The sequence below is a fragment of the Alistipes sp. DJF_B185 genome (assembly GCF_964250025.1).
GTDB classification, from domain to species: domain Bacteria; phylum Bacteroidota; class Bacteroidia; order Bacteroidales; family Rikenellaceae; genus Alistipes; species Alistipes finegoldii.
The window spans coordinates 12,846-33,546 of the sequence record NZ_CAXUDY010000002.1 but is presented as its reverse complement, the minus strand read 5'-3'; the positions used below and the strand labels follow the sequence as shown (position 1 = coordinate 33,546).

The following is a 20,701-nucleotide window of genomic DNA, read 5'->3' as shown; positions in this document are numbered from 1 at the left end:
AACGATGAAGCAACTTCTTTTTATAATTGCGGCCGCACTGCTTGCGGCCGGAACGTGTAACCGGATAAATGCTCGGAATATGGAAAAACCGAAGAAAATCAGCGTGTTCCCCGTCGGGGATAAACTGCCCGAAACATTCTCGAAATATTTTGTCGGTCAGGCTTATCTGGCCCGGCTGACGCGGAACGGGGCGCTCAACTGCCCGATTTCGAACGTCACGTTCGAACCCGGATGCCGCAACAACTGGCATAGCCATACGGGCGGCCAGATTCTCGTCGCCGTGGGCGGCCGGGGATATTATCAGGCCGAGGGCGAGCCGGCCCGCGAGCTGCTGCCGGGCGACGTGGTCGAGATCGCTCCCGACGCGGTGCACTGGCACGGCGCGGCTCCTGACAGTTGGTTCTCGCATCTGGCGATCGAAACCAATCCGCAGACCAACCGCAATACGTGGCTCGGACCGGTGGACGACGCGCACTATTCCGCTGCGACCGCCGGGGCTGCCGCAATCGCCTCCACACCCGCCTCTGCGACCGCTCCCGCCGCCGGGATTGCTGTGACTGCCGAATCTTCGGTCGCGGCCGTTTCCGCAGCAATGTCCATGTCTTCCGCAGCGCCCATTCCTGCGGCAATGTCCATGTCCTCCGCAGCGCCCATTCCTGCGGCAATGTCCATGTCCTCCGCAGCGCCCATTCCTGCGGCAATGTCCATGTCCGCAACAGCGCCCCTGTCCTCGGCCAAGAGCGCGGCTCCGCGCCTGCGCGCCGCGGCCGTAGAGACCCGTGCGCAGCTGTTTTCCGGGTGCGAATCGGAACTTGCGGCGACCGATCCCGAATTAATCGAAATTTTTGATAACTTTACGTTCGCTGAAGTACTCGGCTACGGCGATCTCGACGTTAAGACGCGGATGATGTGCATCCTCGCGTCGTGCATTGCCGGAGCCGCGCAGACCGAGTTTCGGACGATGCTCGAAGGCGCGCTGAACGTGGGTGTGACGCCCGTCGAAGCGAAAGAGGTGGTCTATCAGGCGGTTCCCTACGTCGGCATGGCGCGGACGGTCGATTTCGTGCATATCGTCAACGGGGTGCTGACGGCGCGGGGCGTTGCGCTTCCGCTCGAAGGCCAGTCGGCGACTTCGCCCGAAACCCGCTTCGAAAAGGGACTGGCGGTGCAGAAGGCTATTTTCGGGGAGCGGATCGATGCGATGCGCGCCGCCGCGCCGGAGAACCAGCAACATATACAGGACTACCTGTCGGCCAACTGTTTCGGCGATTACGTCTCCCGCGGCGGGCTGGATGCGAAGGTGCGCGAGCTGCTGACTTTCTCGATGCTGCTCACGCTGGGCGGCTGCGAACCCCAGCTCAGGGGACATATTCAGGGCAACCTGAATGTCGGCAACGACAAGCGGACGTTGTTGGCTGTGGTGACCCAGCTGCTGCCCTATGCAGGCTATCCGCGTACGCTGAATGCGATCGCCTGCCTGAACGAAGCGATACCCGAAAACGAATAAAAAAGAAGAAATAGATATGGCGAAGAAAGTATTGATCCTCTCCTCCAGCCCGCGGCGCGGGGGTAACTCGGATTTGTTGTGCGACCGGTTCATGGCCGGGGCGCAGCAGGCCGGACACGACGTGGAGAAGATTTTCCTCCGGGATAAGAAGATAAATTACTGCACGGGCTGCGGCGTATGTTACGGCGGGGCGAAGCCCTGTCCGCAGCGGGACGATGCGGCCGAGGTGGTCGGCAAGATGATCGGCGCGGAGGTGATCGTGATGGCTACGCCGGTTTACTTCTATACGCTCTGCGCGCAGATGAAGACCCTGATCGACCGCACCTGCGCCCGCTATACGGAGATGGGCGGCAAGGAGTTTTACTTCATCCTGACGGCCGCCGAAGAGAGCGTTGAGATGATGGAGCGCACCGTGGAGTGTTTCCGCGGATTTCTCGACTGTCTCGACGACCCCGAAGAGCGGGGTGTCGTTTACGGCGTCGGAGCTTGGCAGGCGGGTGAAATCGAAGGAATGCCTGCGATGGACGAAGTCTATGAGCTGGGCCGCCGGGTGTAAACCTAAAATAGAGAACAAAATGAAACGGATTGTTTTGATAGCGATTATGACGATGTTCTTACCCGATATGAATACACAGGCGCAGACCGCATCCGGCACGAAGGTGCTGGTGGCCTATTTCTCCCACAGCGGCAATACGCGCGCCATGGCGCGGCAGATCGCCGAAGCGACGGGCGGCGATCTTTTCGAGATCGTTCCGGCCGCGGCCTACCCCGCCGAATACGGAGCCGTCGTGGATCAGGCCAAGAAAGAGATCGGCGGCGGCGTCCGCCCTGCGCTGAAAGGCAGGCTGCCCGACGTCGGGGCGTACGACGTGATTTTCGTCGGTTCGCCCTGCTGGTGGTCCACGGTCGCGCCGCCGGTGGCGACGTTCCTCGCGGACTGCGACTGGGCGGGCAAGACCGTCGTGCCGTTTATGACCCACGAAGGCAGCCGCATGGGCCGCAGCGAAGAGGATATTCGGAAACTTTGTGCGGGCGCTACCCTGCTCGGCGGGCTTCCCCTACGCGGCGGGGCCGTGAAAGACTCGCGGGACGTCGTGCGGAAGTGGGTTCAGGGATTGAATCTGACAAAATAAACTATACCAGATGTTGCGAAAAATCAGAATCGCGGCCGCGGCCGTTTTCTTTACGATGATTACGCTGCTCTTCCTCGATTTCACGGGGACGCTGCATGCGTGGTTCGGCTGGATGGCCAGAGTGCAGTTGCTGCCCGCTGTTTTGGCGGTCAATGTCGCCGTCGTTGCGGCGCTCTTGGTGCTGACGCTGTTGTTCGGACGGGTCTACTGTTCGGTGATCTGCCCGCTGGGCGTCTTTCAGGACGTCGCTTCGTGGGCGGGCGGCAAACGGCGCAAAAACCGTTTCACCTATTCCCGTGCCTTGCCGTGGCTGCGTTACGGTATGCTGGCGCTGTTCGTTGCGGCGATGGTGGCCCATATCAAGCCCGTCGCCGAACTGCTGGCGCCTTACAGTGCTTACGGGCGTATCGCGTCGAACCTCTTTGCGCCGCTCTACCGGTGGGGCAACAACCTGCTGGCCTATGCGGCAGAGCGGATCGACAGCTATGCGTTCTATACGGTGGACGTTTGGGTGAAGAGCGGCGTGACGTTCGCCGTGGCCGCCGCGACGTTCGCGGTTCTGGCCGTGCTGGCGTGGCGCAACGGCCGCACCTACTGCAATACGGTTTGTCCGGTCGGCACGATATTGGGCTTCGTGTCGCGTTTTGCGGTCTTTAAGCCCCGCATCGACACCTCGAAGTGCAACGGCTGCGGGCTTTGCGCGCGCAACTGCAAGGCCTCGTGCATCGACGCCAAGTCGCACGAAATCGACTACAGCCGTTGTGTGGCCTGCATGGACTGTATCGGCAAATGCCGTCAGCACGCCATCGCCTTTTCGCGCAAACCGGCCGCAAAACCCGCTTCGGAGACCTCCGCGTCCGCAGCGGCGGAGACTCCGGCAAAGACGGACCGCGGCGTTGCAGCGGAATCTTCGTCAAAGGCGGACCGTGACGTCGCCGCGGAATCTTCGTCAAAGGCGGAGCGTGTCGTCGCCGCGGACAGGCCCGCCGACCCTTCGCGCCGCAAATTCCTCACGATTGCCGGCGTTTTGGCCTACACGGCTACCGTGAAGGCGCAGGAGAAGAAGGTGGACGGCGGACTGGCGCTGATCGAGGATAAGAAAGTCCCGGACCGCGCCGTGCCGATCACGCCGCCGGGATCGCTGGCGGCCCGCAACTTGACGGCGCACTGTACCGGGTGTCAGCTGTGTGTGGTGGCGTGCCCCAATCAGGTGCTGCGCCCCTCCGGCAAGCTGATGACCCTGATGCAGCCCGAAATGTCGTACGAGCGCGGCTACTGCCGGCCCGAATGTACGAAGTGTTCCGAAGTGTGTCCCACGGGGGCTATCCGTCCGATCACGGCGGCCGAGAAGTCGGCGACGCAGATCGGCCATGCCGTGTGGATCGCCGACAACTGCGTCGTCAATACCGACGGCGTGGACTGCGGCAACTGCGCACGCCACTGTCCCACGGGAGCCATTCACATGGTGCATAAGGATCCGGATAACCCTGATTCGCCGCTTATCCCCGCCGTGAACGAGGAGCGCTGCATCGGCTGCGGAGCATGCGAGAATCTTTGTCCGAGCCGCCCGTTCAGCGCGATTTACGTCGAAGGGCATCTGCGTCACAGAACCGTTTAACAGTCAGGAGTATGAAAGAGAAGAAAAAGATAGACCGCCGGGAATTCCTGAAGGTGCTCGGCGTAGGAGCCGCCGCCACGACCGCCGCGTTGTACGGCTGCAAACCCAAAGGCGGTGCGGCGGGCGACACCGCCGCCGTGGGAGAAGTCCCGACCGACAAGATGACTTATCGCACAACACCTTCCACGGGCGACCGCGTGTCGCTGCTGGGCTACGGCTGCATGCGCTGGCCGACGCGTGCGAAGAGCGACGGTTCGGGCGATGAGATCGACCAGCAGGCCGTCAACGAACTGGTCGACTACGCCATTGCGCACGGCGTCAACTACTTCGACACCTCGCCGGCCTATGTGCGCGGCTGGTCGGAGACCGCGACGGGAATCGCCCTCAAACGGCATCCGCGCGAAAAATTCTTCGTTGCCACGAAACTTTCCAATTTCGACCCTTCGACCCATAGCCGCGCGGCCTCGATGGAGATGTACCGCAACTCTTTCCGGGCCTTGCAGGTGGATTATATCGACTATTACCTGCTGCACGGAATCGGCATGGGCGGCATGGAGTCGCTCCGCAGCCGTTACCTCGACAACGGGATGCTCGATTTCCTGCTCGCCGAGCGCGAAGCGGGACGCATCCGCAATCTGGGATTCTCCTATCACGGCGACGTCGAGGTGTACGACTACCTGCTTTCGCGTCATGAGGAGATAAAGTGGGATTTCGTGCAGATTCAGCTCAACTATATGGACTGGAAACATGCCAAGGAGCTTAATACGCGCAATACCGACGCCGAGTATCTCTACGGCGAACTGGAGAAGCGCGGCATTCCGGCCGTCATCATGGAGCCGCTGCTGGGCGGCCGCCTTTCGAACGTTCCCGACCATATCGTCGCCCACCTCAAACAGCGGCGGCCCTCGTCGAGCGTGGCTTCGTGGGCGTTCCGTTTCGCGGGGTCGTTCCCCGGCGTGCTGACCGTGCTGAGCGGCATGAGCTACATGGAACACCTGCAGGACAACCTGCGCACCTATTCGCCGCTCGACGAACTGACCGACGCCGACCGGGAATTTCTGGAGGAGACGGCGCAGCTGATGCTGCGCTACCCCACGATTCCCTGCAACGACTGCAAATACTGCATGCCGTGTCCTTACGGACTCGATATTCCGGCCATTCTGCTGCATTACAACAAATGCGTCAACGAAGGCAACGTGGCCGCTTCGTCGCAGGACGAAAATTACCGGAAGGCCCGGCGGGCGTTTCTGGTGGGCTACGACCGCAGCGTGCCACGTCTCCGACAGGCGAGCCGCTGCATCGGCTGCAACCAATGCGTGCCGCACTGTCCCCAGAACATCAAGATTCCGCACGAACTGCACCGCATCGACCGCTATGTCGAGCATTTGAAACAGGAAAATCTGTAATGCGAAGCCGCCGCAGACCGATTCTGCGGCGGCTTCGTATTTGGCGGCATCGGCGCATTGGAATCCGCTGCGCATTGGTGCCTGCTTTGCGTCCGTTTCTCGTTCTGTTCGTATCTATCTGCGTCTCTCCGCTCCTGCCTGCAGCGAGCTGCATCCGTTTGTTCCTGCCTGCTCCTGCCTGCATCGGGTCGCAGCCGTCTGCTCCCACTCACTCAGCCCGTCCCGATACCTTCCCGGAGCCAGTCTGCCGTATCTACACCGGCAGCAGGATCGAGAACCGGCTGCCCTTGCCGATCTCGCTTTCGACCGAAATTGTGCCGCCGTGCGCTTCGACGAACTCCTTCGAAATGGCCAGTCCCAGCCCGCTGCCCTGCACTTTCGTGCCCGGTACCCGGAAATAACGTTCGAAAATGCTCTTATGGTAGCGCGGGTCGATGCCCCGGCCGAAGTCCTGCACGTAGATTTCGACCGCTTTGTCGTGCTGTACGGCCCCGATGACGATGCGCGACTTTTCGGGCGAATGGTGGATGGCGTTCGACAGCAGATTCGTGATAACCCATGCGATCTTCTCGTTGTCGACGAACAGTTTCGAGATCTTTTCGGGATAGTCTATCTCCACGAAACAGCAGAACCGGTCGGCTAATACCTGCGTTGCCTTTACTGCATAGTCTATCAACTCGATAGGTTTTGTTATCTTAGGCATCAGTTTAAGTTTCCCGGTCTCGATCTGCGTCATGTTCAGCAGTTCGCCCGTGATCGAAAGCAGGCGGTCGCTGCTCTCCCTGATACTGCCCACCAGCTGTTTCTGCTCGTCGTTGAGCTTTCCCAGCCGGTCGTCGCCCAGCAGCTGCAGGCTCATCAGGATCGACGAAATCGGGGTCTTCATCTCGTGCGAAACGGTCGATATGAAGTTGGTTTTAGCGGAGTCCAGCTCCTTGAATTTGGTGATGTTGTTGAGGATGATCAGGTTACCCACGAACTGCTGTTCGCGTCCACCCACGGGCGTGATGTAGAGCGGTGTGTTGTCCATCTGGAAATAGCTCTCCTTGTTGTCGGCGTATATCTTCAGCGGCTCCTTCTCGGCGTCTTTCCTTTCGTCGCAGAGTTCGCGCAGTAGACGGCGCAGCAGGTCGTTGGACAGGGCTACCTCGGTCGCGTTCCGCCCGATGACGTCTTCCGGAAGATTCAGCACCGAAAGCGCTTCGCGGTTCATGAAAAGGATGGTCTTTTCGGGATCGAGTCCGATGATCGGCTCGTGGAGCGTGTTTACGATCGCTTCGATGCGTTTTTTCGCCGTCATCAGGTCGTCGAGCGAACTGCGGCGGTACTCGTCGAGTTTGGCGGCCATGTCGTTGAACGACTCGGCGACGGATTCGAATTCGCGGTTGCCCGTAAAGTCGAGCCGCTGCCGGTAGTTGTGGTTGGCGATCTCCTTGATACCCCGCTTCAGGGTGTCGATCGGCCGGAGCACCGTCTGCGGAAACCAGATCAGGATGGCCCCTGCGCTCAGGACGCACAGTGCGGCCACGACGATCAGCCACCACATCACGTAGTCGGCGCGCTGCTCCACCCCGGAGCTTTTGCTCCGGATGGCGGCCATGTTCAGCTCCATGATCCGGAAGAGATCCTCGCGCACGGTCTGTATTTCGGCTTCGGTGACGGGGTCGCTCAGCGACGCGATATGCCGTTCGAGCGCCGTGGTCATCTCCTTTTCGCTGATCTCGGTGATGTTCTGCTGCTGCAGGGCGAGACTCTGCCGCAGGACGTGCCGCGACACCGAATCGTGTCCGATGTCGTTCAGCGACCGCAGCATGTCCCCGGCGTACTGCAGCGAATTGTAGTTGTCGGCCAATATGGTCCCCGTGGCGTGCGAAAGCTGCCGGACGTAACTGACCGACTGGATTCCGAGCAGCAGGATCATGGCGAACAGCGCGCCGATTCCCAAGGTGAGCCTTCTTTGTATTTTCATGGTTTACGACATAATGTAAAGATCGATGTTCATGCGCGACAGCCTGCCGATCAGGCGGCGCAGCGCGACGATGCTTTTCAGCAGCGAAAATAGCGAAAATTCGGGCCGTCCGGTGCAGACGATACTGATTTTTTGCTCCCGGCACAGCTCCACGATGGTTTCGACCGGCCGGTTGGAGTGTATCTGGCGTATTTCGCCGCCCAGTTCGGTGGCGAGGTTCAGGTTGTTGATCAGGTAACGCTGGTTGGCCAGCGGAATGCGGTCGGCGGCTTCCCGGTCGCTTTGCACGTAAAGCACGACGAACGACGTGTTGAGGTGGGTCGCCATGCGGGCCGTCTTGCGGATCACGCGGCGCGAACGTTTCTCCGAGGAGTCGATGACGGCCAGCAGTTTGTCGTGACGGAACTTGTCGCCCGCGGCGATCTCGTTCTCGACCTTTTTCTCCACGCGCAGGGCCACCTCCTTGAGTGCCAGTTCGCGCAGCTGCAGGATATTGTCCTGCGTGAAGAAGTTGTTGAGCGCCGCTGCGACCTTGTCGGGGCGGTAGATTTTCCCCGCTTTCAGCCGCTCTATCAGCTCGTCGGCCGTGAGGTCGATGTTCACCACCTCGTCGGCCGTGGCCAGCACGCTGTCCGGCACGCGCTCGCGGACCTCGATCCCGGTGATCTCCTGCACGGATTCGTTCAGGCCTTCGATATGCTGGATGTTGACCGCCGTGATGACGCTGATTCCGGCGTCGAGCAGCTGCATCACGTCCTGCCACCGTTTGGGATTGCCGCTGCCTTCGATGTTGGTGTGGGCCAGCTCGTCCACGACCACGATTTCGGGATGGAGGTTCAGGATGGCCTGCGTGTCCATCTCTTCCAGCTCCTTGCCCTTGTAGAAGAGCCTGCGGCGCGGCACGAACGGAAGCCCTTCGGCGAGGGCTTCCGTTTCGGCGCGGCCGTGCGTTTCGATGTAACCGATGCAGACGTCCACGCCTGCGTCGAGCAGCTGATGCGCCTCCTGCAGCATGCGGTAGGTCTTGCCTACCCCGGCGCTCATGCCGATGTATACCTTGAACTTTCCCCGGTGCGAGCGGCGGATCAGCTCCAGAAACCGTTGAACGCTGCCTTCCTTGTCCATACTACATCCTCAATGATATGCCGCCCGTGAAATTGACGTCCTCCGCCGCCGGGTTCCAGCTCAGGGAGGTGAAGATTCCCAACTGCATGGACTTCAATATCTCCCAGCTCTTCGCTGCGCTGACGAAAACGTTCTGTACGTAGAAGTCGCGGTCTATGCCGTACGTGCCGACGGCATTCCACGGAACGACGCCGACGCCGGCTTTCATGCCGACGGTTTTCACGGTGAAGGGATACGACGCCTCGATGTAGGTCGCATAGGCCCGTTTCCCTTCGGCATTTACGTCGGCGGCTCCGAACAGCACGGTGTTCCAAGCCAGCGTGACCGGCGCTTCGGGCGATATGCACCACACGACGCCCGCCTCGACGCGGTGCGGAGAGTCCGCCCCGAAGCGGAAATAGTTGCGGCTGATCGTGCTCCGGTCGCCCGCGCCGCCTTCCCAGTAGAGGTCCGCCAGCGAGAAGGTCACGGGACCGAGCGCATAGGCCAGCGTCAGGTCCATCTCCTTGTAGGAGGTGGCCGCGAAATCGACCGAACCCCATGCCGTCGCCGAGAAATTTCCGGCCGACAGGGTCATTACGGGTTGTATGCAGGCTCCGGATTCCCAGACGCCGCGCCAGACATAGCCGCTGACGATGTCTGCGCCGCCCGAAATTTTCACGCCGCGCTGCGGCTCCTGTGCGCATACGTCCACGGCAAGCATTGCCGCCAGTGCGGTAATCAGAATTACGATCCAGCGTTTCATGTGTTTGTCCATTTCTTTGAGTTTTTTCATCGCCGTATATTATTTCTGCTCCGGCATTGCGCCTGCTGAGCGGTTGTCGTCGTTGTCGGCCGATTTTGCCGGGACCGCCGCCGTGACGTTCGGCTGCATTGTCTCCAGTGCGATGTTGAGCCGGAGCACGTTGACCTTCTCGGTGCCGAAGAGTCCCAGCCACGGCCTTTGGGTCAGCGAATCGACCAGATGCCGGACTGCGGCCGCGTCGAGTCCGCGGGCTTCGGCTACGCGGCGCACCTGCACCTGCGCGCCGCGCGGCGAGATGTCGGGATCGAGTCCCGAACCGCTTGCCGTCACCATTTCGGAGGGCACCTCCTCACGGGTGAGATAGGGATGCGCCGCAAGGAAATCCTGCACGCGCCGCTCCACTTCGGCCAGATATTCCGGGTTGGTCGCGGCCTTGTTGCTGCCGCCCGAACCGCCGCCGTTGTAATCCACGGCCGAAGGACGGCCCCAGAAGTAACGGGTGTCGGTGAACTGCTGGCCCACGTTCGCCGCGCCGACGGTCCGGCCGTCGAATGTGAGGGTTTCGGCTTGGCCGCCGCCGGGTCCTGCCACGGCCGAGACGCCGCGCAGTACGAGTACGTATCCCACGCCGAGCAACAGGCACATTGCCAGCGTTATCCTGATTGAAATCCAGAAGTTTTTCATAATTGTAGCGATACTTTAAAAGAACATACTTATAAACATGTCTATCAGTTTGATGCCGATGAACGGCACGACGATTCCTCCAAGTCCGTAGATGAAGAGGTTGCGGCGCAGCAGGGCCGATGCGCCGATCGGTTTGTAGGTCACGCCGCGCAGCGCCAGCGGAATCAGCAGCGGGATGATGACGGCGTTGAAGATCACGGCCGACAGGATGGCGCTTTCGGGCGAGTGCAGGTGCATGATGTTCAGGGCCTGCAGCGACGGAATCGAAGCGATGAACAGCGCCGGTACGATGGCGAAATACTTGGCTACGTCGTTGGCGATCGAGAAGGTCGTGAGCGTGCCGCGCGTCATCAGGAGCTGTTTGCCGATTTCGACGATTTCGATCAGCTTCGTCGGGTCGTTGTCCAGATCGACCATGTTGCCGGCCTCCTTGGCCGCCTGCGTGCCGCTGTTCATCGCCACGCCCACGTCGGCCTGCGCCAGCGCCGGGGCGTCGTTGGTGCCGTCGCCCATCATGGCCACCAGCTTGCCCGACCGCTGTTCGCGGCGTATGTATTCGAGCTTGTCTTCGGGTCTGGCTTCGGCGATGAAGTCGTCCACGCCGGCTTTTTCGGCGATGTACTTCGCCGTCAGCGGATTGTCGCCAGTTACCATCACGGTCTTCACGCCCATTTTGCGCAGACGTTCGAAGCGTTCGCGGATACCTGTCTTGATGATGTCCTGCAGTTCGATCACGCCCCGTATCTGCTCGTTCTCGCTGACGATGAGTGGCGTGCCGCCGTTCTCCGAGATGCGGCGCACCGTCTCTTCGATACCCGCCGGGCATTTGTTGCCGGCTTGGGCGGCGATGCGGAGGATCGCTTCCGATGCGCCCTTGCGGATGCGGCGTCCGTCGGGCATATCGACGCCCGAACATTTGGTCTCGGCGGTGAACTGCACCATCTGCACGCCGATCAGCTGCAGGGGATCGACCTTCATGCCCATTTCGGCGCCCAGCTCGACGACGGATTTGCCTTCGGGCGTCTGGTCTGAGACCGACGAAAGCACGCACAGGCGGGTGAACTCTTTGACACCGTATCCTTGTGCCGGGTGGAATGCCGTCGCTTTGCGGTTGCCGATGGTGATCGTGCCCGTCTTGTCCAGCAGCAGCGTGTCGATGTCGCCTGCGGTCTCGACGGCTTTGCCCGACTTGGTGATGACGTTGGCCCGCAGGGCGCGGTCCATGCCCGCGATGCCGATGGCCGACAGCAGTCCGCCGATGGTGGTCGGAATCAGGCAGACGAACAGCGAGATGAAGGCCGCTATGGTGATGTTCGCCCCGACGTAATCGGCAAAGGGCTTCAGCGTCGCGCAGACGATGACGAAGACGATGGTAAATCCGGCCAGCAGGATCGTCAGCGCGATTTCGTTCGGCGTTTTCTGACGCGATGAACCTTCGACCAGCGCGATCATCTTGTCGAGGAAACTCTCGCCCGGCCGCGCCGTAACCTTTACCAGTATGCGGTCCGAGAGGACTTTCGTGCCGCCCGTGACGGAGCTTTTGTCACCGCCCGCCTCGCGGATCACCGGGGCCGATTCGCCCGTGACGGCGCTTTCGTCGATCGAGGCGAGTCCCTCGACGATCTCGCCGTCGGCGGCGATCGTGTCGCCTGCGACGCACTCGAAGAGGTCGCCCTGCCGGAGGTCCGAGCTGCTGACGATGTGCGACTGGCCGTCCGGCTCGATGCGTTTTGCGGGCGTCTCCTCGCGGGTCTTGCGCAGGCTGTCGGCCTGCGCCCTGCCGCGGGCTTCGGCGATGGCTTCGGCGAAGTTGGCGAAGAGGAGCGTAGCCAGCAGGACGACGAAGACGATGAAGTTGTACAGCAGCGAACCCTGCGAAGCGTCGCCCGTGACGGCGATGTAGATCAGCAGCGCCAGCATGACGAAAGTGACGGCCTCGACGGTAAACATGATCGGGTTGCGGACCATTTTGCGCGGGTCGAGTTTGATGAACGATTCGCGGAGGCTCCGGCGCAGCAGCGCGCGGTCGAGCAAGGAATTATTTCTGTTTCGTTTCATGGTCATTGCGTTTTTAGAAGGTCAGGTAATCGGCGATCGGTCCGAGCGCCAGCGACGGGAAAAACGAGAGTGCGGCGACGATGATGATGACGGCGAAGGTCATCAGCGAGAAGGTTCCCGTGTCGGTCTTGAGCGTACCGGCGCTTTCGGGAATGAACTTCTTCGAAGCCAGCAGTCCGGCGACGGCCACCTGTCCCACGATCGGGAAATAACGGCCCATGATCAGTGCGATGCCGGTCGAAATGTTCCAGAACGGCGTATTGTCGGCCAGTCCTTCGAAGCCCGAACCGTTGTTGGCCGCCGAGGAGGTGTATTCGTAGAGCATTTCGCTCAGGCCGTGGAACGACGGGTTGTTCAGCCATCCGATTTCGGGATTTGCAGCGGCTATGGCCGCGGAGATTCCGGTGCCGACCAGAATCAGGAAGGGGTGCATCAGCACGACCAGCGTTGCGATTTTCATTTCGCGCGCCTCGACCTTGTGCCCGAGGAATTCGGGCGTGCGGCCGACCATCAGTCCGCTGATGAAGACGGCGATGACGAGGAATGCGAAGTAGTTCATCCACCCCACTCCGACGCCGCCGAACCAACAGTTGATCTGCATGTTGAGCATCTGCATCATGCCGCTCAGCGGGGTCTGCGAGTCGTGCATCGAGTTTACCGAGCCGTTCGACGTGACGGTCGTCGTCATGCCCCACATGGCCGATGCCGCCGAGCCGATGCGGATCTCCTTGCCCTCCATCGAGCCGAGCTCCTGCGAAATGCCCATCTGCTCGATCTGCCGACTGCCGCCCGTCTCCTGCCATACCGAGAAGATCACGCCGGCGGTGTAGGCGAAGAGCATCACGCCGAAGATCCATGCCGCGAGCCTGCGGCGTCGGATGTAGAAACCGAAGGCCCACACCATCGCCATCGGGAGAATCAGGATCGACCAGCACTCCAGTATGTTGGTGAATGCGTTGGGGTTTTCGAGCGGGTGCGCCGAATTGGTGCCGAAGTAACCGCCGCCGTTGGTGCCCAGTTGTTTGATGGGGACGATGGCCGCCGCAGGACCCTGCGAGATGACCTGTTCGCCGCCTTCGAGCGTCGTGAGCGTCTGCCTGCCGTCGAACGACATCGGCGTCCCGTTGATGATCAGCAGGATGCCGACCGCGAGCGACAGCGGCATCAGGATGCGGGTTACGCTCTTGGTGAGGAAGACCCAGAAGTTGCCGATCGTTTTCATGGTTTTGGCGGCCAGCGCCTTCATGACGCCCGCCATGGCGGCCATGCCGCAGGCGGCGGTGACGAACTGGAACAGCATGATGACGAACAGCTGGGTGAAATAGCTCAGTCCCGATTCGCCGCTGTAATGCTGCAGGTTGCAGTTCACCATGAACGAGATGCAGGTGTTGAACGCCAGATCGGGCGACTGTCCGGGGTTGCCGTCGGGATTGAGCGGCAGCCAGCCCTGACATACCAGCAGGAGCATGCCCCAGAAGAACCAGAAGAGGTTGACGGTCAGCAGGGCCTTGAGAAATTGTTTCCAGTTCATCTCCTGCGTGGGGTCGATGCCGCAGATGCGGTAGACGAACCGTTCGACGGGAGCCATGAAGTCGAGCCATGTGCGCTCCCCTTTGTATACTTTGGCAATGTAGCGTCCCAGCGGATAGCAGAGTATCACGAGGGCGGCCCATTGCAGTATGACGCCTAAAATTTCGCTATTCATTTATTATGGGTTTTCAGAGTCCGACAATCAGAATTTTTCGGGTTTTACGAGCACGTACATCAGATAGACGAATCCGGCGACGCTCAGAATAAGCAGTCCTGTAAACATTTTCCATCAAATTTTTTCAAACCAATCGACACATTTGTAGTAGAACCAGTAGCAGAGCGCCCCCAAGGCGCAGAGCGCGAGGAATAGTACGATTCCGTTCATCTCATTTTCTTTTTTGAGTTAGACAACAATTTCGCAAAACCGCAAATCATCCGGCATAGCAGAGCCATTGCGCCGCAGAATATCAGTATCAGGATCACGATTGCCATATCGGTTTATTTGGGTTTTGCCGGATAGCATACGAAGGGGATGCCAAAACCTCGGTTTCGGACCTATTGTGTTGATAGCGAATGGAATGTCGGTCGGGAACGTGTGCCGAAAACAACGGCCGCCCTATCAAAATGATAAGGCGGCCGTTTCAGAATGATAGGCTTGTGCGGGAGCGTCAGGACTTCAGGCCGTAACTTTCGAGTTTGCGGTAGAGCGTGGCGATGCCGATGCCCAGCAGGCGGGCCGCTTCGGCCTTGTTGCCTGCGGCGTATTCGAGTACCTTGAGGATATGGTGCCGTTCGAGGGCGTCGAGGGCCATCGAATCGGGGGCTTCGTTCCGTCCGGCTCTGGTTTGGAATTCGGGCGGAAGCGTATCGGCCGTCAGCGTGCCGCCCTCGGCCATGATCATGCTCCGTTCCACGATGTTGCGCAGTTCGCGGACGTTGCCGCGCCACGTGTGGCGTTCCAGCGCGGCGATATAGGTGTCGTCGATTTTCTCGATCCGCTTCCCCATCTTGGCCGCGAACTGTTCCGCGAAATGGCGGGCGTACTCCGCGATGTCCTTTTTGCGTCCGTTGAGCGACGGCAGCTGAATGCGGAACACCGAAAGCCGGAAAAAGAGGTCTTCGCGGAAATTGCCGGCGGCGATCTCCTTTTCGAGATCGCGGTTGGTGGCGGCGATGATCCGCAGATCGACCTTCGTCGGACGGGTTTCGCCGATTTTGATGAATTCGCCGCTTTCGAGTACGCGCAGCAGCTTGGCCTGCAGCTCGACGGGCATTTCGCCGATTTCGTCGAGAAACAGCGTTTCCCTGTCAGCCTCCTCAAAAAGCCCTTTCTTGTCTTTCGAGGCGCCCGTGAAACTCCCGGCGCGGTGCCCGAACAGTTCGCTTTCGAGCAGCTCCTTGGAGAAGGCCGAACAGTTGACCGCCACGAACGACTCCTTGGCGCGGGGACCGGCATGGTGTATCGCCTGCGCGAAGACCTCCTTGCCGGTTCCGGTTTCGCCGGTGAGCAGGACCGAGGTGTTCGTCGCGGCGACCTTGCGCGCCAGTGCGACGGCCTGCCGGAGAGCTTCCGACGAACCGATGATGCGGTCGAACGAATGTTCGTCGGAGAGTTTCTCCTCGAAGCGGGCCAGCCGGCGCTGCATCTGGGCTTTCTCCGCGGCCCGGCTCAGCAGCGGGAGTATCTTGTTGTTGTCGTCGCCTTTGGTGATGTAGTCGAACGCTCCGTTCTTGATGGCCTGCACGCCGTCGGGGATGTTGCCGTAGGCCGTCAGCAGAATCACCTCGGCCGACGGCGCCGTCTCCTTGATCTTCCCGACCATCTCCACGCCGTTGCCGTCGGGCAGCTTGACGTCGCACAAAACCACGTCGGGATCGTACTGCCGGAGCATTTTGAGACCTGCGGCGCAGTCGGGGGCTTGTGCGACCTCGTAACCTTCAAGCCCGATGATCCGGGCCAGAAGTCCGCGCAACTGTTGTTCGTCGTCGATAATCAGAATCTTCGCCATATGTTTTTTTCGGTGCGGTCACGGGATGAGAGGGACCGCATTCGGGGCAAATATACGCATTTATCGTTTTTTTCGAGACCGGACCGGATTTATTTTGTCGGACGGACGAATGCGGCGCGGATTGCCGGAGTGTGGCGTTCCGGGTGGATAATGTTGCAGGAAAGCGGCGTGAAATTGCGCAATTTCAGGCGGTTATTCGTATCTTTGGGGTGCAATTACGAAATCCCGCAATGAGGAAGCTTTATTTTCTGTTCATGCTCCTGCCGGCGTTGTCTTGGAGTGTCGCCCTGAGGGCGCAGCGGCTCGGCGTCGAGGTCACGCCTGCGTGTCCGACGGTATTTCAGGAGTTCGAGGTGGCATACACGGCGGACCGTGAGATCGAGTCGATCGCGCCGCCGCGCTGGGGTGCTCTGACGCTGGTCCGCGAACTGGGACAGTCGCACGGCTCGCAGCTGTCGATCGTGAACGGCGTCCGGACCGACTCCGAACTCTTCTCTTACCGCTACCGGGTCCGTTCGCGCGTGAGCGGCGAGGTCTTCGTGCCGGGAACGACGGCCGTCGTCGGCGGTCGCGAATGTTGTTTTGAGCGGAAAAGGATTACGGTGCTTCCCGATTCGGCGCATTGCGAGCCGCAGTGCCGGCTGGAACCGGATTCGGCGGCTATGGCGGCCATGGGCGGCTGTATCGTCCGGCTGGTCTGCGATCGCAAACCCGACAAGGCCGATCCGGTGCTGGTGCTGGACGATACGGAGACCTGCACCCCGTTTTCGACCGCTTATTCCAGCAGGAACGGGCGGGAAGAGTGTATTTACCGATACCGGATCGACGTGGACACCCCCGGAAAACATATCCTTACGCCGCGGCTGTCGTTCGGCGGAAAACCGTTCGAAGCGCCCTCTTACGTCGTCTGGCTGAAAGGCGAAGCCGGTCCCGAAGGTACTGAGTCTGCGACGCCCGGCCGGAGGCGGATCGTATATGCTTTTGCGGGCGTGCTTCTTTTTTTGTGGACGGCGATTTTCGTGCGCGATCATGCACCCGCCGCAGGCCGTAACGCCGTCGTTTCCCGCTTCTCGTGGCAGGTGTATTTCGTCGTGGCGGCCGCCCTGCTCTTTATCGGGTTTTGCGGCCTGTTCATCTGCGGTGCCGTCCGGGCGGAGGGAGCATCCCGGCTGCCGGTTTACGGCGTGACGCTCCTGATGCTGTTTTGTGTCTGCTGGCTGGTGTTCGGGGAGCTGAGACGCTCGGCCGTGAGATTGCGTATCGACGGCGGCGTCCTTGTCGTTACACCCTTTGCGGGGCTGGGTTTTACGCGCAGATACGATCTGAAAAGTTTCGATGCCGTCACTTCGACGATACTCGTCAGCCGGGGCGGCGCGTACGAATACCGCTATCTGATGAAGGCAGGCAGGCGCGTCGTCCGCGTCTCTTCGTTTTACCTCAAAAATTATAGGGAGATCTCCGAAGCGTTGTCGGAGCACTGCGTTTACAAGGGCCGCCGGCCGATGAATTTCTGGCTCGAAATGAAGGAGATTTTCCGCTGAGCGGACTTGCGCCGCGGTAGACCCTGCGCACCCGGCCGGGACGCGGATACGAAAAAGCCGGACCTTTTCAAAAAGGTCCGGCTTTTCCGTTCGCCGTCGAGGGTCAGGATTCGGCGTCGGTTTTCGAATATTCCGAGAATTCGCAGCCGAAACGCTCTACGAGCATGTTGTCCATCTCGTCGGCCCGCAGTGCGAGTCCGACGATGTTTTTGCGGATTTCGTCTTCCGATTCGTCCGTGATGTCGGCCAGATGGATGCGGTAGGCGATGTAAATTTGCCGGCCTTCGATTCCCAGCTTGTAGGGGCCGAAGTCCTCGCTGAGCATATAGTCCAGTACGTTCTCCACCTCCTTCTTCGGCAGCAGGTTGATCGGCGAGGTCGAGAAGAGGTAGTTGCCGTCGTATACGAAGATGCGGATTTCGGAACTGCCTTTATGGAAGAGCCATGAGTCGTATCCGTCGCGTGCAAGCACCGGATTGACGCCCATCTCCCGAATCGCGCCTTCGACGAATCCGCCCAGCGGCGAAAGCTCGCGCTCGTCGAAAACGCCTTCGGGCAGCTTGTCGCCGCACGAGGGGCAGAACTCCTCTTCCTCGCAGATCAGCTCCTCGCAGCTGCCGCACTGCACTTGGAATGCCGTGCGGTCCAGCTCGCCGAGCGATTCGAGCAGGCCGTGGAGCGTTTCGACGCGGATGCCGAAGCCCATGTTGTCGGCCTGCGTGAATTTGCTGACCGTCACGCCTACCACCTCTTCCGCGTCGTTCAGGATCGGACCGCCTGAGTTGCCGGGGTTCACCGCGGCATCGGTCTGGATGTAGTATTTGCCGTCCATCAGCTGTTTGGGCGACGATACCGAACCTTCGGTGATCGTGAAGGGCATGCCGTAGGGGTATCCCGCGACGTATACCTTGCGACCGATGGTAAGCGAGTCGTCCGCTGCGAGCGTCATTTCGGGCAGCGCCGAGAAGTCGCCTTCGGCGGCCAGCAGGGCGATGTCCAGCGCCGGATTGACCAGCACGACCTTCGCCAGATAGGGATTGCGGTCGTTGTCGTGTACGGCGACGGTGCGGTACCCTTCGACCACATGGTAATTCGTTACGAAAAGATCGTAGTTTTTCAGGTAGAAACAACTGCCGGAGCCGCCTGAGTGGGTTACTTTGAATACCGACCTGTAGATATTGTTATGTTCCATGGATATACGGATTTTGAGCTGTTATTTTTGTTGTCCGAGTGCCTGTTCCATCATTTTCTGCTGGAATTCCTGCGCCAGACGCATGTATTCGGCCATGTCGCCCTTCATCAGCGCCTGCTGCATCGCAGCCTGCATCTGAACGATCTCGCCCTGCATGGCGGCGGCCATCTGCTGTACCTGTTCTACGGCTGCGGCCGCGGCGGCTCCCAGCTCTCCGGTCTCCTCGTCGTCGTCGTCGTCCGTCGTCAGATCGTCGTCCATCACCTTTTCGAGCGCTTCGAACAGAATCTCCGACGCCTCCTCCATCGACTTTCCGGCCGATTTGCGCAGCGCATTGGCGATCACGGCGTTCAGGTCGTCCTGCACGTCGTTGTAGAAGTACATCTCATAGAACTTGTAGAGTATGCGCACCGCGCTCCGTTCATAGTTCTCCGCTTCGATGGCATCCGCGGCCTCCTTGTAAACCTCCTTGAAATTCTCCTGCACGTTGTTCAGCGACGAGCGGCGTTTGGCCGAAACCAGCGTATCGACGAAATAGAGGTCGCGCGCCAGCTCTTCGCGGGGCATCGCCAGCAGGCGTTCGAGGAACGCCTTGCCTTTGGTCACCAGCTCGGCTACGGGCAGCTCCTTGTCCATGTCGTCGACGGCCTTGTCGAGGTCGTTCATCAGCTGGCCCTGCGGCTGGGCGAAATAGGAAATCTTGTAGAGCGCGATGTCGATCACGTTCCATGAGTAGCCGTATTTGCGTTCCGCCTCATACTCCTTCACGGCTTCGAGCGTCTCGCGGCAGGTCTGCCGCACCGCCTCGTGGATTCGCGTCACCTCTTCCTCGGAATAAGGCGTCACCTGCGGTTCGTAACTGCGCTTGGCACCGAATTTGGCGCAGAATTCATCGTCGTAGCGGTCGCCGATATGGCAGATGTTGCGCAGGATGAAATAGAGCTTGTGCGGATGGCTCTGCGAGAGCGGGCACACGTATTCCATCTTCAGCTTGTCGCCCTCCTTGCGGAAGCGCGGCAGCATCAGCCGGTTGATGTTCAGGTCGGCGACCTGACGCAGCATGGCGACGCGGCCCTTTTCGGGCAGCTCCAGAAAGTCCGCGCTTATGTGCAGCTTCCCCTCCCCGATGCGGATGTTTACCAGAATCGAACCGTGGGGAATATGGAATTCCGTACCTTCGGCGTTGCCGTATTTCGTGCGGAATTCCGGGTTCAGGTGATCGAGCAGCAATCGGAACGCTTCGAGGTGTTTGCCCTCGTTATAGTTGTCGATAGCCTGCTCATAGGCCTCCGTATTGACTTTGCTCTGCGTGGAGTTCAGTACCGGAGCGACGAATGAGTGTGTAGTTTTCATAGTTTTGGTATTATCGGAATGTCCCAGCGGGGCATCGGGATATAAAATTAGAAAAAAAACGGGAAACTTCCCGTTTTTTCGGATCGAAATCTCAATTTTCTTCGATCGTGAGCGTGCCGTCCGGCCCCACGGTCACTTTGGCTTCGTAATAAATGTACGAGGTTTTGCCGGCGCTGCTCTCCGTTTCCTTGCCGTCCTCGGTGAAGCGGACGATGAACGAGGTGTGCTGTTGGCCCGGTTTGCGGTTGCGGTTGAATGCGGAATTGCCGGCCGGAACCTCCTCCTCGATTTCGTAGCGGCCTACCGATTTGTAGGAGTGTCCTTCGGGAAGCATCGTTTTGGCTTGGGCGATCTGGGCGGCGATCCGGGCGGGATCGAGTTTCGACAGGTCGATGCCGACGGTCGTTTCGTATTCGGGAGCTTCGAACGTGCTCTGTACGTCGCGCAGGTCGGTAGGCTCCAGACCGTTCATGTAGTAGCTCTGGCTGAATGCCTGATCGTCCTTGTTCACCAGTTTCACCGTCACGAGGAACAGGTTGTCGGAGAGCGTTTCTCCCTCCATGATCGAAAGCGAGTAGATTTTGAATTTGTCGGTGTCTACGCTCTTTTTCGTCAGTTCGATGGCTTTGGCGTAGCTGGCTTCGGCGTCGGTCGGATAACCGGTCAGGGTGGAACAGGACGGGATCGTTGCGGCCGCGGCGACGGCTGCGGCGAGGAGTCTGATAATTGGGCGCATTGTCATATTCGTTTGAGTTTTGTTTTATACGGTAAGTTTCAGCGGCGCAGGCTTCCGTACGTCGTGCTTGCGGACCGTCCGGAATTGCTGGCCGG

17 protein-coding genes are annotated in these 20,701 nt (G+C 60.0%); 6 read left to right on the top strand and 11 right to left on the bottom strand.

What is annotated here, in order from left to right:
- Positions 1–4: 4 nt before the first annotated feature.
- The 5 genes from ACESTR_RS03320 to ACESTR_RS03300 are packed head-to-tail and all read left to right on the top strand — an operon-like array spanning position 5 to position 5,664.
- Entirely contained in the window at positions 5–1,507 is a 1,503-nt protein-coding gene (locus ACESTR_RS03320; RefSeq protein ID WP_373178816.1) for a cupin domain-containing carboxymuconolactone decarboxylase family protein, read from the top strand.
- Positions 1,508–1,523: 16 nt separating this feature from the next.
- Positions 1,524–2,063, top strand: coding sequence for a flavodoxin family protein (locus ACESTR_RS03315; RefSeq protein WP_009598263.1), 540 nt, complete (start codon positions 1,524–1,526; stop codon positions 2,061–2,063).
- A 19-nt stretch (positions 2,064–2,082) separates the two neighbouring features.
- Positions 2,083–2,640 carry a flavodoxin gene (locus tag ACESTR_RS03310; RefSeq protein WP_009598160.1) on the top strand — a complete coding sequence of 186 codons (558 nt, stop codon included), beginning with the start codon at positions 2,083–2,085 and terminating at the stop codon, positions 2,638–2,640.
- 10 nt (positions 2,641–2,650) lie between these two features.
- Positions 2,651–4,258, top strand: a complete 1,608-nt coding sequence (locus ACESTR_RS03305; RefSeq protein WP_279063497.1) for a 4Fe-4S binding protein — start codon at positions 2,651–2,653, stop codon at positions 4,256–4,258.
- A gap of 11 nt (positions 4,259–4,269) precedes the next feature.
- Positions 4,270–5,664, top strand: coding sequence for an aldo/keto reductase (locus ACESTR_RS03300; RefSeq protein WP_270389300.1), 1,395 nt, complete (start codon positions 4,270–4,272; stop codon positions 5,662–5,664).
- A 253-nt stretch (positions 5,665–5,917) separates the two neighbouring features.
- Here ACESTR_RS03300 and ACESTR_RS03295 read toward each other — a convergent pair whose 3' ends face one another.
- The 8 genes from ACESTR_RS03295 to ACESTR_RS03260 form a co-directional block, all read right to left on the bottom strand.
- The gene (locus tag ACESTR_RS03295; RefSeq protein WP_279063500.1) at positions 5,918–7,633 is read right to left on the bottom strand and encodes a sensor histidine kinase; all 1,716 of its coding nucleotides are present in this window, start codon (positions 7,631–7,633) and stop codon (positions 5,918–5,920) included.
- 3 nt (positions 7,634–7,636) lie between these two features.
- Entirely contained in the window at positions 7,637–8,758 is a 1,122-nt protein-coding gene (locus ACESTR_RS03290) for a sensor protein KdpD (protein ID WP_195290860.1), read from the bottom strand.
- 1 nt (position 8,759) lies between these two features.
- A complete protein-coding gene (locus ACESTR_RS03285) occupies positions 8,760–9,533 on the bottom strand; it encodes a hypothetical protein (protein WP_302267449.1) in 774 nt (257 codons plus the stop codon).
- A 9-nt stretch (positions 9,534–9,542) separates the two neighbouring features.
- Positions 9,543–10,187, bottom strand: a complete 645-nt coding sequence (kdpC, locus tag ACESTR_RS03280) for a potassium-transporting ATPase subunit KdpC (RefSeq protein ID WP_279063504.1) — start codon at positions 10,185–10,187, stop codon at positions 9,543–9,545.
- A 15-nt stretch (positions 10,188–10,202) separates the two neighbouring features.
- Positions 10,203–12,245 carry a potassium-transporting ATPase subunit KdpB gene (kdpB, locus tag ACESTR_RS03275; protein ID WP_244076710.1) on the bottom strand — a complete coding sequence of 681 codons (2,043 nt, stop codon included), beginning with the start codon at positions 12,243–12,245 and terminating at the stop codon, positions 10,203–10,205.
- 13 nt (positions 12,246–12,258) lie between these two features.
- Entirely contained in the window at positions 12,259–13,950 is a 1,692-nt protein-coding gene (gene kdpA, locus ACESTR_RS03270; protein ID WP_302267453.1) for a potassium-transporting ATPase subunit KdpA, read from the bottom strand.
- Positions 13,951–13,977: 27 nt separating this feature from the next.
- Positions 13,978–14,058: a K(+)-transporting ATPase subunit F gene (gene kdpF, locus ACESTR_RS03265; protein ID WP_278973635.1), complete on the bottom strand. Its 81-nt coding sequence runs from the start codon at positions 14,056–14,058 to the stop codon at positions 13,978–13,980.
- Between the two features lie 385 nt (positions 14,059–14,443).
- Complete coding sequence (locus ACESTR_RS03260; RefSeq protein ID WP_373178814.1) at positions 14,444–15,784, bottom strand: sigma-54-dependent transcriptional regulator; 1,341 nt, start codon at positions 15,782–15,784, stop codon at positions 14,444–14,446.
- Between the two features lie 230 nt (positions 15,785–16,014).
- Between ACESTR_RS03260 and ACESTR_RS03255 the strand changes: the two genes are divergently transcribed.
- Entirely contained in the window at positions 16,015–17,325 is a 1,311-nt protein-coding gene (locus ACESTR_RS03255) for a hypothetical protein (RefSeq protein WP_279063508.1), read from the top strand.
- A 103-nt stretch (positions 17,326–17,428) separates the two neighbouring features.
- Here ACESTR_RS03255 and ACESTR_RS03250 read toward each other — a convergent pair whose 3' ends face one another.
- From ACESTR_RS03250 to ACESTR_RS03240, 3 genes are all read right to left on the bottom strand, one after another.
- On the bottom strand, positions 17,429–18,517 hold the full coding sequence (locus ACESTR_RS03250) for a serine protease (protein WP_022044721.1): 1,089 nt from the start codon (positions 18,515–18,517) through the stop codon (positions 17,429–17,431).
- A 21-nt stretch (positions 18,518–18,538) separates the two neighbouring features.
- A complete protein-coding gene (locus ACESTR_RS03245) occupies positions 18,539–19,870 on the bottom strand; it encodes a hypothetical protein (RefSeq protein ID WP_009598128.1) in 1,332 nt (443 codons plus the stop codon).
- A 91-nt stretch (positions 19,871–19,961) separates the two neighbouring features.
- A complete protein-coding gene (locus tag ACESTR_RS03240; protein WP_349095554.1) occupies positions 19,962–20,606 on the bottom strand; it encodes a hypothetical protein in 645 nt (214 codons plus the stop codon).
- Between the last annotated feature and the right edge of the window lie 95 nt (positions 20,607–20,701).